Consider the following 16696-nt stretch of genomic DNA (forward strand, 5'->3'; position numbering starts at 1 on the left):
TTCTGAGGCCGGTGTTGAGATCATAGATCGTCCGAATAGAACATCGAGTTAAGGAAGGCTAGATGCCTAGTCCGATTCCTTCATCACCACCGAGTCCAAGGTCGACGCCCAGTCCATCACCAAGGTCAATACCGATGTCGACGCCGATATCATCACCGACATCCGCGCCAAGATCTATGCCCAAGTCGCCACCCAAATCCGCGCCTATGTCTGCGCCCAGGTCGTCGCCGAGATCCGCCACCAGATCGACGCCAAGATCATCACCCAGGTCGATACCGATATCCAGACCGAGATCATCGCCCAAATCCGCTCCGACATCGATGCTAACCTCGCTTCCCAGATCGGCAATGATGTCCACACCCACATCCGCACCCACTTCGGCTCCGACATCCACGCCGATGTCACTGCCGAGCTCGGCACCGACCTCTGCCCCGATACTGTCGCCCAAGTCGGCCTCCAGGTTCAGAGCAATGTTGGCCGAGAGATCATTGCCCAGCATGCTACGTACGGCGTCCGTGGGATAGTCTTCCAGATTGAAGGTGGTATCGGCAGTAGCAAGGTCCAGAGCCAGTTTCTGTTCGGCAGGGCTGAGAGCGTCCGGCGTCTGCTGTAGCGAATCGATCCCGGCCTGTTCGGTGGTCACTCCGGCAATGTCACCGGGTTTCAGCAGACGGGTGTCGCCGGTGTCGAGATCCACCACCTCAAGACTGCCTTCCTTTAACGTGACAAAGGAAGAAGTGTCGGTGGTGACGATGGTGAACTGAGTCCCTTTCACCGTCGCAACCAGGTATGGGGTCTGAACCTTAAATGTGTCCGGCTGGCGTTCGACATCATAAAACACGGTGCCTAACCATTGTTTTACCCGTGTCACCATGCCATCAGATTTTTCGCCGTCGCCGGCCAGCGCGAGCCGGCTATTGGCGCTGATATCGAACGAGGTGCCAGACTCGGAAACACGAGCGCTCGTGCCGGGCCCGGTCTGGAATTCCACGGGAATGGTCAATGTTGCTCCCGGTTCGGCGCTTTGCCAACTTTCAGTGCTGTCGTATCGGAACTGAAGGTTGCCTGTGACGGCCTCCACCGTGGCGTTTTCAGCCGCGGCTTGAGATATAAAAGTCATTGTAAATGCTACATATAAGAGCGCTCTACCCGATACTTTTACAAGTTTACGAATGAAAACCATCATTATGTTTGCTCCCTCAAAACCCAGCCATAGAGGAGGCTGAGTATTGTGTCCGTCCTGGCACAATTTGTTACAACAAGTCGTGTCAAATGCACTAGCCTACGTTACTAACATAGACAACAAATGGGCGTTGGTGTGCGATTATATGTTCTCGTTTGTATGCTTTTTGTACATGTCTTTTTTGATACCGGCGTAACCGCAGCCACCAAGATCGAACCCGTGATCGGAGCGGTCGTTTTTCAAGGTGTTACCGTGTTCAATCCGGACCAGCTCTGGCCGGTTTATCAGCCGGTTATTGGTCGCACGCTTGCGCCCGCCACGACATCCGATTTGGTAGCCAGAACTCGCGCTCTGTATGTAGATAGCGGTTTTTTGGCGCCTGCAGTGACGGTTCGGCCTCATGCTTCCTCACCCAGTATCATTCGAGTAGTCGTGCAGGAACCCAGGATCAGTCGCATAGAGGTCATCAACAGCACCGGTCGGCAAAGTCGAACCGTGCAACGTTCGCTTGCACCGCTGGAGCAGCGACAGCCGATGTCCCACGTTCTTATTGATAGCACGGTTCGGGCCCTAGAAAGGTTGCAAAATGTCGATCTTGATACTGAGCTCAGACCGATTCCGGGTGGCAATGCTGAGTACCTTGTCGCCGTGACGGTCCGCCCGAAACTGGGTGGCGCGTTGACCTACACCTCCGAGGGTGATCGTCGTCTGGACAGACACCTTGTGCTGGCACAGCTGTCCGTTGCCAATCCCATATCGAACGTTAGAAAACTCGGCGTTAACGGTCTTCATTCCCTGGAATCCGATGCTTACCGTGTCGCCGGTGCCAACCTCGAGCTCGGCGTTAGTCGCCGCAACAGCCTGTCTTTTGCCACCAAGGTTGGCCGGGCCATCCTCGATCTGGAGAACGGCAGTCCGGATACGGTTTACCGGTTCCGGCAGAGCGAGTCGGAATGGGCTTACGCCCTGACGCCCGACGCCAAGCAGGATGCCGAGCTCTATACCGGCCTGGTGTTACGTGATTTCACTCGGACTCAAGCAGGCGTCCGCGAACTGGACGAGCAGCTGCGGATGGCGGATATTGGGGTGCGGACGTTAGTACCCGGGACCAGCCAGGCGCACCGAGCTGATCTGAGTAGCCGTTTTGGCTTCAACGACTGGGGAGCTCGCCGTTTAGGCAGTCAGGCAGGTGATACGATCGAGCCAAGTTTCTATATTGCTCGTGTGGACTATACCCTTTGGCAGGGTCTTCCCGCCGGGTTTTCTATGCGGGTCGATTTGGAAGGCCAGTATTCGCCGGATGAACTGCCGTCATCCCAGCGGTTTACCATCGGTGGCAGCCGCTTTGCCCGCGCTTACGAGCCCGGTGAATTCTCCGGTGACAGTGGTTATGGGGGAAACCTCGAATTCCGGCGCGGATTTTCCGGGTTCCGCTGGTTTCCGGGCCGACTGACGCCATTCGTCTATTACGGCATCGCGGTGATTCATCGCAACGATGCCAGCGACCGCGACTCAGCGGCCGCCGCAGGGCTGGGGCTGAGGGTCGCAGGTGACGGCTTTGCAGGCCTTGTTGAGTATGGCAAACCGCTGACAGTCGGCTCCCGCTATCGGGACGACGAGGCCCGGTTGAACGGGCGATTGACCCTGTATTTCTGAAACTTATCGGGCGCTAACTGTCGTCACCACCTTAGTTGTCAATCCCAAGGTCGTCATCATCCTCAAGGTCGTCGTCCTGATCAAAGTCTTCGTCCTGATCAAAGTCTTCGTCACTACCACCCGGGCCCTGGTCCCCACCCAGGTCCTGATCAGGGCCCGGGCTGTCGCCGCGACCGGGTGCCTGATTCGAAGCAGTTTCATTGTCTATGTCGGCAACCACATCATTGCCGGCGACCGCCTCGTCGAGCAGGGTCTCGGCTTCCACATCGCTTGCTGGCAATGCGAGATTCAGGGCCTCGGTTTGTGCTTCGGGACTGATCGCATTCGGGGCTTGCTGCAGCGACCGAATACCGGATTGGCTTGAAGTGACGCCGGCAATATCACCGGGTTTGAGCAGGCGCAGCCACCGTGGTTACCGATACCACGATCAGGAGCGTCGCCAAGAGGCAGGCGTATGCGTTAAGGGAGTAGCCTATCCCGGTGTGTGTGCCTACCATCATTCAGACTCCTTTCAACCTGCGAGCGTTCAACCCACGAGCGTTTTTTTGCATTTGATTACCGCCCATTTCACCAGCGCTCATTAGAAGCTCGCTTCGACGTATCGAAAAGTCCCACGGCTTGGTGTTTGAAGTTGAGCTGAAACCGGAGCCGGATAGTGAAGGGCGTTATCAACTGACGCTCGTGTCCAGCTCGCAGTGGCGCGGGGCCCTGACCTTGAGGCTGTTGTCTCGGAAAACAACAGCCTGTCCCTGGCGGCAACCGTTGGCCGAGGTCTTCTCAAGGATCAGGCCAGTGGCTCGGAGACTGTCTATCGCTTTCAACAATATGAAGGCGAGTGGGAGTATGCCTTGGCGCGGACTCAGAGCACTGATTCAGAAGTGTTCGCTGGCCTGGAGGCAAGGGATTTTACCCGCACCGAACGATATGATCGGGAGCTGGATGAGCAGCTTCGAATGGTCGAGCTCGGATATCGACGTCTGGCTACCTGGAATTAGGCCAGCCGCTCACCACTGACTCTGCCATTACCGACGAAGATAGCCGCTTCACTGGCCGTCTCACTCTTGGTTTCTGAACCCTTACCTCGGAACCCTGGCCTCTGAACCTGCCCAGTTTGAAACCCCGTCGGTTTTTCTGTAGCCTTTATTTTAATTGAACGTTCAATTAATAAAAAATTGAGCGGACGGATGACCATTGACTGGATGGAAGTAGCGAAGTCGCCATGCCGAAAGTCGGAATGAAAGACACCCGCAAGCAACAGCTGATCGAAGCCACCATGCATTCGATTGCCGAGCTGGGTCTGCAGAACACCACCATCGTCAGCATCAGCAAACGGGCTGGCATGTCCTCGGGCATCATCAGCCATTACTTCGGTGGTAAGCAGGGCCTGATTGAAGCGGCACTGCGTTATTTACTGGATCAGCTCGGTAAGGAGCTGCGTGAGCGGATGGCAAAAACCGATGGATCGCCGGAGCAGCGTCTGGCTTGCATCATCGAGTCGAATTTTTCCGATTTTCAGCGTTCTGCGCTGGCGGCCAAAACCTGGCTCAGTTTCTGGGCAAGATCCATGCACGAGCCGGGTCTTAAACGGCTGCAACAGATTAACAACGCCCGTCTGTACAGCAACCTGCGCTATTCCTTTGCTCAGGTGTTAACGCCCGAGGCGGCGACGGCGGCGGCCCGGCAAACGGCCGCCTTGATTGATGGTTTCTGGCTACGCAGTGCGATGAGCCTGGAGCCGGAAGAGAGTTTTCGGGCTGGCGAGAAGCTGTGTAAGCGTTTTGTTCAGGACGCCCTATCGCAAGCCAACACAATGAATTCAACACCTGCACCTGGAGGTTTTAAGTCTTATGGCTAACTCGGTCCCCCGTTTTCAGAATTTTGTCCACGGACGTTTTCTCGCCAACAGCAGCGGTGAAACCTTCCCGGTGGTTAACCCGGCCACTGGTGAGGTCATCTACGAAGTAGAGGTGGCCGATGAGTCCGTGCAGCAGGCGGCCATTGAGAGTGCCCGGGCCGGTTTTGCCGAGTGGTCGGCAATGACCGCTATGGAACGCAGCCGCATCCTGCTCAAGGCGGTGGCGCTGTTGCGCGAGCGCAATGACGAACTGGCGGCCTGTGAAGTGCGGGACACCGGCAAGCCCTGGCAGGAAGCAGAAGCCGTGGACGTGGTCACCGGTACCGACGCTATTGAGTTTTTTGCCGGCCTGGCGCCCTCCATTGAAGGCAACCAGCAGGATCTGGGCGGTGATTTCTACTACACCCGCCGGGAGCCGCTGGGCATCTGCGCGGGTATTGGCGCCTGGAACTACCCGATCCAGATTGCCTGCTGGAAATCGGCACCGGCCCTGGCCTGTGGTAACGCGATGATTTTCAAGCCGTCGGAAGAGACGCCGATGGGTGCGATCAAGCTGGCGGAAATCTACATTGAAGCGGGCGTACCGGCGGGCGTGTTCAACGTGGTGCAGGGCGCAGCCGAGGTGGGCGCCTGGCTGACCCACGATCCGGCCATCGCCAAGGTTTCGTTCACGGGCGAAGTGGGCACCGGCAAGAAGGTCATGGAAGCGGCGTCCTCCACCTTAAAGGACGTTACCATGGAGCTGGGCGGCAAGTCGCCGCTGATTATCTTTGACGACGCCGATCTCGAGAACGCCATCTCCGCCGCCATGGTGGGCAACTTCTACACCCAGGGTGAAATCTGCACCAACGGCACCCGGGTGTTTGTCCACGAGAATGTCTATGAGCGGTTCATGGATCGTCTGCTGGAGCGCACCCGCAAGAACATCAAGCCGGGTGACCCGATGAATCCGGACACCAACTTTGGTGCCCTGATCTCCGAAAAACATCGGGACCTGGTGCTGGACTACATCGCCAAGGGCTTGTCCGAGGGCGCCACCCTGACCCACGGCGGCCGTGCTTTTGCACCGGACGATTCCAAGGGTGGCTACTTTGTTGAGCCCACCATTTTCACCGACTGCACCGACGACATGACCATCGTGCGGGAAGAAATCTTCGGCCCGGTGATGTCGGTTCTGACCTTCTCCGACGAGGACGAGGTGATCGCCCGCGCCAACGGTACCGACACCGGTCTGGCAGCTGGCGTGTTTACCAGTGATATCCGCCGTGCCCACCGGGTGATTCACCAGATCCAGGCCGGTATCTGCTGGATCAACAGCTACGGCGAGTCCCCGGCGGAAATGCCGGTCGGCGGCTACAAACTCTCCGGCATTGGCCGTGAGAACGGCAAGGTCACTCTTGACCACTACACCCAGATCAAGTCGGTGTACGTGGGCATGAAAGACCTGGACGCGCCGTTCTAAGCCAGTGACTCAACCGGGAGCTATTGCATGACAGAAAACCGATACGACTACATCATTGTGGGGGCCGGTTCGGCCGGTTGCGTACTGGCGAACCGACTCACCGAGGACGCCCGGCACAAGGTGCTGCTGCTTGAAACCGGCGGCAGCGACAAGAGCATCTTTATCCAGATGCCGACCGCGTTGTCGATTCCGATGAACACCAAGAAGTTCGCCTGGCAGTTCGAGACTGAGCCTGAGCCGTTTCTGGATAACCGCCGCATGCACTGCCCCCGGGGCAAGGTGCTGGGTGGATCGTCCTCGATCAACGGCATGGTCTATGTCCGCGGTCACGCCCGCGACTTCGACGAGTGGGAGTCGGAAGGCGCTGAGGGTTGGAACTACCGGCAGGTGCTGCCTTACTTCAAGAAAGCCGAAACCTGGGCCTTTGGTGCCGACGACTACCGTGGCGGCACGGGTCCGCTCGGGGTCAATAACGGCAACAATATGCAGAATCCGCTGTATCAGGCGTTTGTGGATGCCGGTGTCGATGCCGGTTATTTCCCGACCAAGGATTACAACGGCGCCCAGCAGGAAGGTTTCGGGGCCATGCACATGACGGTGAAAAACGGCCGTCGCTGGTCGACCGCCAACGCCTATCTGCGTCCGGCCATGGAGCGCCCGAACCTGACCGTGGTCACCCACGCTCTGGTGCACCAGGTGCTGCTCGACGGCAAAACTGCCACCGGCGTGCGCTACGAACAGGGCGGTAAGGTGCATGAGGCGAAAGCGGTGGAGGAAGTGATTCTGTCTGCCGGCTCCATCGGCTCGCCCCACCTGCTGCAGCTGTCCGGCATTGGCCAGCGCGAGGTGCTGGAGCAGGCCGGGATTGAGGTCAAACACGAACTGCCGGGCGTGGGTGAGAACCTGCAGGACCATCTGGAATTCTACTTCCAGTTCCGCTGCAACAAGCCCGTGTCGCTTAATGGCAAGCTGGACTGGTGGAACAAGCTGAAAATTGGCCTGCGCTGGATCCTGAAGAAAGACGGTCTGGGCGCCACCAACCACTTCGAGTCCTGTGGCTTTATTCGCTCTAAGGCCGGCGTGGAGTGGCCGGACCTGCAATACCATTTCCTGCCGGCAGCCATGCGCTACGACGGCAAGGAAGCGTTTTCCGGGGATGGCTTCCAGCTGCACATCGGCCACAACAAGCCGAAGAGCCGTGGTTTTGTGCACGTGCAGTCGGCGGATCCGAAGCAGGCCCCGCGTATCCGGTTCAATTACCTGGAACACGAGGCCGACCGGGAAGGCTTCCGGGATTGCGTGCGTCTGACCCGTGAGATCATCAACCAGCCGGCCATGGACGAATATCGCGGCCCGGAGATTCAGCCCGGTGCCGAGGTACAGAGCGACGAAGAAATCGATGCCTTTGTCCGTCAGGCGGTGGAGAGCGCCTATCACCCTTCTTGCACCTGCAAGATGGGCACGGACGAGCGTGCGGTGGTCGATCCGGACACCCGGGTACGCGGCATCAAGAATCTGCGGGTGGTGGATTCGTCCATCTTCCCGACCATACCCAACGGCAACCTGAACGGCCCCACCATCATGGTGGCCGAGCGGGCAGCCGATCTGATTCGGGGCAGGGAGCCCCTGCAACCGTCTGACGCGCCTGTCGTTATGGATGACCAGTGGCAGGACCGGCAGCGCCCGGGAGCCGCAAAGCGGGCTTTAAGCTAGCGCGGCCCGCGCGCTCCCACCCGGAGGTGCAATGCCTCCGGGGTTTTGCAAACCATCAGGATTTCCCTATCAGCGCGACGACTGTGCCAGTCGTTTTCTGGGCGCCAGATAGGCAAGTCCTGGCCCGTCAAAAGTAACGCGGGGGTTTGTGTCCGATTCGAATGAGCAACAGCTTCAAAGTAGAGGAGGAACACCCATGCTGTTCACAATTAACAACAACCGAAAACGGAGGCCGTTATGACACTCTGGTTATCAACCGGTCTAATCTTTACCTTCGCAGCCATCGCGCTGATTCTGTACAAGTGGTGGGATGTGCAGTGCATCGGTGTGACGCCGGTTCGCACGCTTACCTTCATTGCGATCCTGTTCACCTCCGGTCTGGATGTGGGCCTGATCATGTTCCCGCTGACCGAGTTCGGCGGCTACGGCAACGTTTCGGAGAACCCGGAATACGGCTTTGCCAATCCGCTGGCTATTGAATTTGGTTTTTGGGCCTTCCTGATCTGGGGCTTCTATTTCCTGACCTGCTTCTACTTCGCGATCATCGAGCCGCGGGTGAAGTTCTTTGAGATCCCAGTGGTGAAAGTGGTCAACAACGTAGTGATTATCGGCACCTGTGCCTTTACCGCCTACCTGCTGCTGGTGAACCTGCCCTGGTACCTGCCGCAGATCGGCGACGGCGAATCGGTGGTGCCCACGTTCTACGCCATCGTGTTTGCCTCGATCGGGCTGGCGGTATACTCCAGCTCGAAGATCAAATACGTCCGGATCCTGAGCCTGAGTTCCAGTGTGCTGTTTATTGCCCTGATCGCCGGGATGTGGGTGCGGGCGTTTGCCCTCGGTGATGGTTCTCCGGGCGACTTTTTCGGCACCGTTGGCCTGTTGGGTGAGTACTTCACCAACATTCACCAGTTCGTGCTGCCGATCAACGATTACCACGAGTTCTACCTGTTCTGGTGGTTCGCCTGGAGCATCATGATTGGCCAGTTCACCGCTCGCTTTGTCAGTGGCATCAAGACCTGGCAGTTGCTGATTGCCATGCTGGTGGTGCCGTCCATCGCCATCGGCGTGTGGTTCTCGGTGCTGTTCCATTACCATGACGAAGGCCTGCAGGTGGCGGCGATTACCAATCTCGCCATGATCACCGTGGGTGTGCTGATGGTGGTGAACTCGCTGGATTCCCTGATCCGGCTGTACACCGATAACCTGAACCTGACGGCCGAGCGCCTGGGTCGGTTTAACTACGTGCTGTTCAATCTGGTGGCGATGATTGGCCTGACCATGCTGTTCCAGCTCGACTTCCTGCGGATTCAGTGGGTCGGCGCGCTGGTGATCGCCCTGTACTTCGGCTGTTTCGCTTACATCTTGGCGACAAAACGCAGCGAAGTGGCGGCCATCAAGGGCTCGCCGGAAGAGAACATACTGGACTACCAGAAGGTCGAACTCGCCAACTGATCCGTCAGGCGTTGTTCATGATGTTAAGAAAGCAGGCCGGTCCATGGGACCGGCCTGCTTTTTTTATGCCCGAGAATTACCTGAGCTCGGGGCGGTTTCAGTCACAGCCGGGCAACTGGTTGATCCAGTCCGCCACCAGCTCGGCGCCCCGGGTATCCACTTGCAGGGTACTGAAAGGAGGCATGCGATTGCTGTCTGTGACCACCATTCTCAGGTGCAGCAGCGAGTTGTCTGCATCTCCGGGCTGCACCAGCTGAGCGCCGGTGCGGCCCAGATCACCATTGGCAGGCTCCACACCGCAGGTTCCGGTGGCGTTCAGTGGCGTGGTGGCCCGTAAATCCATGGTGCTCTGGCTGGTGCCGCCCGGCCGGTGGCAATGGCTGCAATTGCTGTGCAGGTAGCTACGGGCCCGATCCTCGAGTGTGGCGCTGGTGTCGGAGCTTTGGCTCAGGCGCCGGCTGCGCTCGGCCGATGTGGGCGGCACCTCGAAGGCACCAATGGCGGCCAGGGTGTCGAGCTGGTTGGCACTGATGCCGGTCTGTGGATAAGTCAGGTTGCTGTTGAGTTGGTCGGTTTCCAGCCCAAGGCTGGAGCCAGCTGCCGTGGTGTGGCACTGGTTGCATTCGCCGGCCGAGGGGTAGTGCCAGAGCTGGCCTCCCACATCCACGTCCTGGCCGCCGCTGACCAACTGGGCGTCGGTGCCGGCGTCGTTCCATTGGTAACTGTAACCAGACCAGCTGCCGTCGGCCCTGTGCAGGTACAGGCGGGTTTCAACCGGCCCCTGGTCTAGGGCGAAGTGCTTGACCAGGACCGAGCCCCGCGGCAACTGAAAGTCGCCCTGGGCGTCGATGGTGATGCGGGTGTTGTCTGGCAAGGCCAGATAGCGGGTTTTCTCGGCGCCGTCAGACCAGAAGGCTTCTATCGGGCGATAGGGGATCAGCCCGTCGGCAGGTTGCCAGGGCGCGTTGGCCTGCACGCAGCCGGTGGCTGACAGCTGTTGCGGCAACTCGGTGTCCACCGTTACCGGATCAATCCGGAACAGCCCGGTAGTGGTGACCAGGTACAGCTCGCCCTGGTTGTCCTGGCCAAAGGAGGCGACATTGCGGCCAGTCTCCAGCAGGGTTCGGCGCTGGTAACTGCCATTGGATTGGCGCTCCAGCGCCCAGAGCGTGCCCGAGCCATAATCCGAGAACAGGTAGTCGCCTTGCAGTGCCGGAATGTTACTGCCCCGGTAGACGAACCCGCCGGTGACGGAGATGCCGTCTGAGCGGCCATAGGCGTGCACCGGGTCGATGAGCTGGCCTGGCGCACTGCAACTGTTGCTGGTGCGCTCGAAGCCTTCGTAGCAGCGCCAGCCGTAGTTGCCGCCCCGGGTAATGATATCGATTTCTTCAAAAGCACTCTGGCCAACATCACCGGCCCAGAGGGCACCGGTGTCGCGATCAAAACTCCAGCGCCAGGGGTTGCGCAGGCCGTAGGCGTAGATCTCAGGCACAGAGCCTGAGACACCGTTGTTGGCCGGGCTGCCATCGGCGTTGTAGCGGAGCATCTTGCCCAGCCTTATCGATAGATCCTGGGCCCGGTTGCCCGGGTCGTTGCTGGAACCGCCATCGCCCAGGCCCACGTACAGCAGACCGTCCGGGCCGAAGGCGATGTGGCCGCCATTGTGGTTGCTGAAAGGTTGCGGCTGTTCCATCAGGTTGGCCCGGACCAGGCTGCCGGCTCCGTCGCCACGCAGACTCAGGCCGTCATCGATGGATTCAAAGCGGGCGACGTAGGAGGTGACGCCGGGGCCCTGGGTAAATGACAGGTACAGGTAGCCATTGGTTGCAAAGTCTGGATCGAACGCCATGCCCAACAGGCCGCATTCCGAACAGTCGCTGAGGGAATAGAAATCGGTCAGGTCCACCAGTTCCGTGCGGGTGTCGTTGGCGAGATTGACCCGATACACGGTGCCACCCTGCTCAATAACGTAGAAAATACCGGCAAGGTCAGGGTGGGGCAGCATCAATAGCGGGGCCGTAAACGTCAGGGACGGTGCGAGGGCGGTTAGCTGTACCTCGCCTGAGCCCTCAAAGGCCAGGCAGGTGCTATTGCTGGGCCGCTCCCGCAGGCCAACAACGGTATTATCAGAGCTACCGCCTGAACCGCCGCAGGCGGTGAGTGTCAGGCAGAGGAGTAGTAGAAGGCCTGGTCGCATAGCCCGGTTCCTCCCGGCAGAGTGTTAAGTTTAGCCCATCGTTATTCCGTCACATGTTGAAGTTAGTATTTCCGTCTCCATAAACAGGGTGGCAGCCGCCTGAATTCCCGGCTTGGCCGCTTGTTGTCCGGAGGCTCTGTTGTTCCTCCACTGAAAATAGGCAATGCCTATCTTTGGGTTGGGAATTATCAATTTTATCCTGGTGCCCTCGTCTCGTACTCTGGGCGCCGTTATCCAATAGATCCTTGAATCCACTAATGAGGAGTGTTCTTTAATGGGCATTATCAACAGCGAAATTAAGCCGTTTAACGCAACTGCCTTTAAACAGGGCGAGTTTGTCGAGATCAGCGAAGCCGACGTGAAGGGCAAGTGGGCGATCTTCTTCTTCTACCCAGCCGACTTCACCTTCGTATGCCCGACCGAGCTGGGCGACGTTGCCGACAAGTACGAAGAACTGCAGAAGCTGGGCGTTGAAGTGTTCTCCGTGTCTACTGACACCCACTTCACCCACAAAGCGTGGCACAGCAGCTCCGACACCATCGGCAAGATCAACTACTACATGGTTGGCGACCAGAACGGTTCCATCACCAACAACTTCGGCGTAATGCGCGAAGGTCAGGGCCTGGCCGACCGTGCCACTTTCCTGATCGATCCGGATGGCGTCATCCAGGCGATGGAAATCACTGCTGAAGGCATCGGCCGTGACGCTGACGACCTGATGCGTAAAGTGAAGGCCGCCCAGTACGTGCGTAACCACCCGGGTGAAGTTTGCCCTGCGAAGTGGAAAGAAGGCGAAGAGACGCTGACTCCGTCACTGGACCTGGTCGGCAAGATCTAAGTTTCCCACTCAGGTGAAACCATAGATCAGGGCCTGCGTTGCAGGCCCACGATTGAAAAACCCCGGTTCTGCCGGGGTTTTTTGCATCTGAAAGGAAGGAAATGCCGACGGAAAAGCCGGAGGCAGCGTTACAGTGCGGCCAGAATGGCTTCCGAGCTGGTGGTTTCCAGGCCCTTTTCATCGATGTTCAGCACTTCAACCACGCCATCGTTCACGATCATGGCGTAGCGTTGGCTGCGAATGCCCATCTGGCTGGCGGTTCGATCCTGGGTCAGACCAACGGCCTTGGCGAACTCAGCCAGACCATCGGCGAGCATGATGATCTGCTCGGCGTTATGGGCCTTGCCCCAGGCATCCATCACGAAGGTGTCGTTGACCGAGGTGCAGATAATGCTGTCGACGCCCTTGGCCTTCAGTTTATCGGCATCGACTACGAAGCCGGGTAGGTGCGCGGCGGAGCAGGTTGGGGTAAAGGCTCCGGGCACCGCGAACAGCACCACTTTCTTGCCGGCAAACAGGTCGCCGGTCTGTACTTTCTCCGGGCCGTTGCTGCCCATCACCTGCAGTTCAATGTTGGGTAACAGCTCGCCTACCTGAATCGTCATGTACCTACTCCGCTGGGGGATATTATTGAATGGTTCACTCTCATTACTCGCAGCAGTGGTATGGATTACAGGTTGCTGCCGTAATCCACGCCCCGGGCCTTGAGCCGATAAAACTCTTCCAGTACGCCGGCCATGGCGTCCGGGCAGTAGGGCCGCAAGCCGCCCAGTACCAGGCGTTTGGCAACCTGGCCGACTGGTTGGTGATCGGACAGCAGCCGGTACTCCAGGGTGACATTGCCACGCTTGCCGTTGGCAGCCAGTTGGGCTTCGTGCAGTTCCAGTTCCGGGTCGCTGGCATCCAGGCGATCCAGCGCCAGGCTCATGCTTTCGTACATCACCATGGGACGATCAGGGTTGAACATGACCCCGTTCGATTCCATCAGTGGCTGCAGGGTATGCGGGAAATTCTTGCCGGAAGCTGAGACGTAGCAGCGGGTGAAGTTCTCGATCGTGGTTTCATCGCGGGTGGTCGGGCCGCTGCGAGTGACCTCCAGATACACCTTACCGTTGGCGTCGCACAGCTCGATGCGGCCTTCCTCCGGTTCCCGGAATTCCAGCGCCACACCGTCGCCCAGCAGGCTCTTGAACTGGAAGGTCATGTTGGCAGAGAGACCGAAATGCGAAACCACCACCGCAAACAGCAGGTCACCGGGCACGCAGAACCGGCGTGCGTCGGGGTCATGAATGGGATTGAAATCACCGGCAATCTCCTTGGCAAAACGGCTGGCCTGAAGCGCGGTAATGTGGATACGTCCTTGCTGTATCGAATGAAAACGGTCTAGAAACATGTGCTGCCTATTCTGTTCGCGGAGTGGGATGTGTCAAAGGAGCCCGCTGTCTACCTGTAATGATAGTTGAGTCCCATCAATACCAATATGCGCTATTCGTCCTAAAGTGAAGGCTGGACAGTAAGCGCAAGCATGGAGGCGAGAGTGTGCCCTTCCGGTTCCTGGCACGAATTACCACAGCAACAGGTCCTGGCCGAGTTTGATGTTAGCCCGGCTGGCTTGACCGCCGCCGAGGCCGACCAGCGCCTGCAGCAGTTTGGGCTGAATAGCCTGCCGGAACCGCAGCGGCCCGGGCGGATCGCCCGGTTTCTGCGCCAGTTCAATAACGTGCTGATCTACGTGCTGCTATGCGCGGCAGTAATTACCGCAACCCTTGGACATCTGCTCGATACCGGCGTCATTCTCGCGGTGGTGTTGGCCAACGCCGTGATCGGTGGGCTTCAGGAGGGCAAGGCGGAGAAGGCCATCCAGGCCATTCGGAGCATGCTGGCCCTGCGCGCCACCGTGGTGCGCGACGGTCATCGCCTGACCATTGCCGGCGAACGGCTGGTGCCCGGTGACATCGTGCTGCTGGAGGCGGGTGATAAGGTCCCTGCGGATCTTCGCTTGTTGAAAGCCCACAATCTGTTTGTGCAGGAAGCGCTGCTCACCGGCGAGTCGATGCCTGTGGAAAAACAGACCGAGCCGGTACCGGTCGGCCAGGCCCTCGGCGACCGCAGCTGCATGGCGTTCAGTGGCACGGCTGTTACCGCGGGCCAGGCCTCGGGCCTGGTGGTGGCTACCGGATTGCACACGGAACTTGGCCGGATTCAGGGCCTGCTGGCGGACGTTGAGCAGCTGACGACCCCGCTGGTAGCGCAAATGCGCCAATTCGCCCGCTGGCTGACGCTGTTCATCCTGGTCATGGCGGCCGCTCTGCTGGCGTATGGCCACTGGCGCCTGGCCTACGATTTCGGTGATCTGTTGATGGCGGTGGTTGGTCTGTCGGTGGCGGCCATTCCCGAGGGGCTGCCGGCGGTGCTGACCATCACCCTGGCGGTGGGCGTCCAGACCATGGCCAGCCGCAATGCCATTGTCCGCCGCTTGCCGGCGATCGAAACCCTGGGTGCGGTCTCGGTGATTTGCTCCGACAAGACCGGCACCCTGACTCGTAATGAGATGAGTGTGGTGACGGTGATCACCGCAGATCGATCATTAACCATCGACGGCGAGGGTTATGGCCCGGATGGGGCGGTTTTGGACCGGGATCAGGTTATCGAGACGGGCAGTTGTAAGGTCCTGACCGAAATGGCGCAGGTTGCGGGTCTGTGCAACGACGCGGAACTCAAGCGCGAGGATGGCTGCTGGCGGGTGGAAGGGGACCCGATGGAGGGCGCGCTGTTGTCGTTCTCGGCCCGGGCTGGGCTGGATGCCGGCGACTTGCAGGGACATTGGCCCAGAACCGACGCCATTCCGTTTGATACCAGCTATCGCTTCATGGCAACCCTGCACCACGATCATCAGAACCGGGCTTTCATCTTCGTGAAGGGCGCGCCCGAGGTGCTTTTGGAGCTGTGTGCGGTTCAGCGCTCTGAAACCCAGGCCCAAAACCAGGGCCAGGTGCCATTGAATCAGCGCTGGTGGCAGGAACAGATTGTCGCGATTGCGGCTTCCGGTCAGCGGGTGCTGGCGCTTGCGGCCCGTTCGGTGCCCGCCAGTCAGGTGGTGCTGGAGCGGGACGACCTTGTTGAAGGGCTGGTTTTTCTCGGGCTGGTTGGGCTGATTGACCCGCCAAGGCGCGAGGCTATTGAGGCCGTGGCCGAGTGTCAGAGTGCCGGTATTCGGGTCAAGATGATTACCGGTGACCATGCCGATACCGCCCGGGCCATAGCCGGTGAGGTGGGCCTGAAAAACCCGGACCGGGTCCTGACCGGCGCCGATCTGGACCAGCTCACGGACCAGCAGTTGGCACGAGCGGCAATCGAAACCGATGTCTTCGCTCGCACCAGCCCGGAGCACAAGCTACGCCTGGTGATCGCGTTGCAGGCCCAGCAGCAGACCGTGGCGATGACCGGTGATGGCGTGAACGATGCGCCAGCCCTGAAACGGGCAGACATCGGCGTGGCCATGGGTTGCAAGGGCAGTGAGGCGGCCAAGGAAGCCTCCGAGTTGGTGTTGGCGGATGACAACTTTGCCTCAATTGCGGTGGCCGTGCGGGAAGGGCGTACCATCCACGACAACATTCGCAAGGTCATCAGTTGGACCCTGCCGACGAACGCCGGTGAAGCCTCGGTGATTGTTTGGGCATTGCTGGCGGGTCTGACGCTGCCCATCACCCCCATCCAGATCCTCTGGGTGAACATGGTCACGGCCGTCACTCTGGGCATTGCCCTGGCGTTTGAGGCCAGTGAAGCCGATACCATGCAGCGACCGCCGCGCAAGCGCTCTGAGCCGTTACTGACTCGAAGCCTGGTTTGGCACATTGTCCTGGTGGCCGTCCTGATCCTGCTGGGTGTTTTCGGCATCTTCCGTTTTGCCATCAATCAGGGGCACTCGGTTGAGACAGCCCAGACCATGGCGATGAATACGCTGGTGGCAATGCAGGCTTTTTATCTGCTGTTTATTCGTAACAAGGACACCGTCACGCTCACCTGGAAAAAACTGAGGGCGACCCGGCTGGTGTGGCTGGCCATTGCCGCGGTGCTGGTTGGTCAGCTTGGCCTCACCTATCTGCCACTGCCTCAGCGAGTTTTCGCCACCGCCGCGGTACCGGGCCCGGAGATGCTGTTCAGCCTGGTGATCGGCGCAGCGCTGTTCATCGTGATCGAGCTGGAAAAGCAACTCCGGTTGCGGCTGACCAAAGGCCGTGAATGATTGCTGGCAGGGGAAATCTTAATGATGCTTTCGCTTCGTATAGCATGGCTCTATCAGACAGTTTAGGGCAATCAATTTGAGCGTGCGC

At 59.1% G+C, this 16696-nt stretch carries 13 protein-coding genes; 8 read left to right on the top strand and 5 right to left on the bottom strand.

The genetic code is table 11. The features are described from left to right. Nucleotides 1-58: 58 nt before the first annotated feature. On the bottom strand, nucleotides 59-1120 hold the full coding sequence (locus tag FGO67_RS03185) for a FecR domain-containing protein (protein ID WP_203299267.1): 1062 nt from the start codon (nucleotides 1118-1120) through the stop codon (nucleotides 59-61). A gap of 222 nt (nucleotides 1121-1342) precedes the next feature. Here FGO67_RS03185 and FGO67_RS03190 point away from each other — a divergent pair, with 222 nt between their 5' ends. After that, entirely contained in the window at nucleotides 1343-2839 is a 1497-nt protein-coding gene (locus tag FGO67_RS03190; RefSeq protein ID WP_203299268.1) for a ShlB/FhaC/HecB family hemolysin secretion/activation protein, read from the top strand. A 31-nt stretch (nucleotides 2840-2870) separates the two neighbouring features. On the opposite strand, the gene FGO67_RS03195 is transcribed toward FGO67_RS03190, so the two are convergent. Further along, entirely contained in the window at nucleotides 2871-3119 is a 249-nt protein-coding gene (locus FGO67_RS03195; protein WP_203299269.1) for a hypothetical protein, read from the bottom strand. Between the two features lie 415 nt (nucleotides 3120-3534). Here FGO67_RS03195 and FGO67_RS03200 point away from each other — a divergent pair, with 415 nt between their 5' ends. From FGO67_RS03200 to FGO67_RS03220, 5 genes are all read left to right on the top strand, one after another. Then, the gene (locus tag FGO67_RS03200; RefSeq protein WP_203299270.1) at nucleotides 3535-3834 is read left to right on the top strand and encodes a hypothetical protein; all 300 of its coding nucleotides are present in this window, start codon (nucleotides 3535-3537) and stop codon (nucleotides 3832-3834) included. Nucleotides 3835-4058: 224 nt separating this feature from the next. Then, nucleotides 4059-4694: a transcriptional regulator BetI gene (betI, locus tag FGO67_RS03205; RefSeq protein ID WP_203299271.1), complete on the top strand. Its 636-nt coding sequence runs from the start codon at nucleotides 4059-4061 to the stop codon at nucleotides 4692-4694. Further along, nucleotides 4687-6156, top strand: coding sequence for a betaine-aldehyde dehydrogenase (gene betB / locus FGO67_RS03210; protein ID WP_203299272.1), 1470 nt, complete (start codon nucleotides 4687-4689; stop codon nucleotides 6154-6156). The genes betI and betB overlap by 8 nt, the downstream gene beginning before the upstream one ends. Before the next feature lie 27 nt (nucleotides 6157-6183). After that, the gene (betA, locus tag FGO67_RS03215) at nucleotides 6184-7869 is read left to right on the top strand and encodes a choline dehydrogenase (protein ID WP_203299273.1); all 1686 of its coding nucleotides are present in this window, start codon (nucleotides 6184-6186) and stop codon (nucleotides 7867-7869) included. Between the two features lie 237 nt (nucleotides 7870-8106). Then, entirely contained in the window at nucleotides 8107-9324 is a 1218-nt protein-coding gene (locus tag FGO67_RS03220) for a BCCT family transporter (RefSeq protein WP_203299274.1), read from the top strand. A 97-nt stretch (nucleotides 9325-9421) separates the two neighbouring features. Here the strand turns inward: FGO67_RS03220 and FGO67_RS03225 are convergent, their stop codons facing one another. Then, nucleotides 9422-11524: a PQQ-dependent sugar dehydrogenase gene (locus FGO67_RS03225; protein WP_203299275.1), complete on the bottom strand. Its 2103-nt coding sequence runs from the start codon at nucleotides 11522-11524 to the stop codon at nucleotides 9422-9424. A 274-nt stretch (nucleotides 11525-11798) separates the two neighbouring features. Here FGO67_RS03225 and ahpC point away from each other — a divergent pair, with 274 nt between their 5' ends. Further along, on the top strand, nucleotides 11799-12362 hold the full coding sequence (ahpC, locus tag FGO67_RS03230) for an alkyl hydroperoxide reductase subunit C (RefSeq protein ID WP_203299276.1): 564 nt from the start codon (nucleotides 11799-11801) through the stop codon (nucleotides 12360-12362). Between the two features lie 128 nt (nucleotides 12363-12490). Here the strand turns inward: ahpC and FGO67_RS03235 are convergent, their stop codons facing one another. Continuing rightward, on the bottom strand, nucleotides 12491-12967 hold the full coding sequence (locus FGO67_RS03235; protein ID WP_203299277.1) for a peroxiredoxin: 477 nt from the start codon (nucleotides 12965-12967) through the stop codon (nucleotides 12491-12493). Nucleotides 12968-13032: 65 nt separating this feature from the next. Then, on the bottom strand, nucleotides 13033-13755 hold the full coding sequence (locus FGO67_RS03240) for a DUF3581 domain-containing protein (RefSeq protein ID WP_203299278.1): 723 nt from the start codon (nucleotides 13753-13755) through the stop codon (nucleotides 13033-13035). A 132-nt stretch (nucleotides 13756-13887) separates the two neighbouring features. Between FGO67_RS03240 and FGO67_RS03245 the strand changes: the two genes are divergently transcribed. Next, nucleotides 13888-16608, top strand: coding sequence for a cation-transporting P-type ATPase (locus FGO67_RS03245; RefSeq protein WP_203299279.1), 2721 nt, complete (start codon nucleotides 13888-13890; stop codon nucleotides 16606-16608). Nucleotides 16609-16696 lie beyond the last annotated feature (88 nt).

The organism is Marinobacter sediminum (genome assembly GCF_016820575.1).
Lineage (GTDB): Bacteria > Pseudomonadota > Gammaproteobacteria > Pseudomonadales > Oleiphilaceae > Marinobacter > Marinobacter sediminum.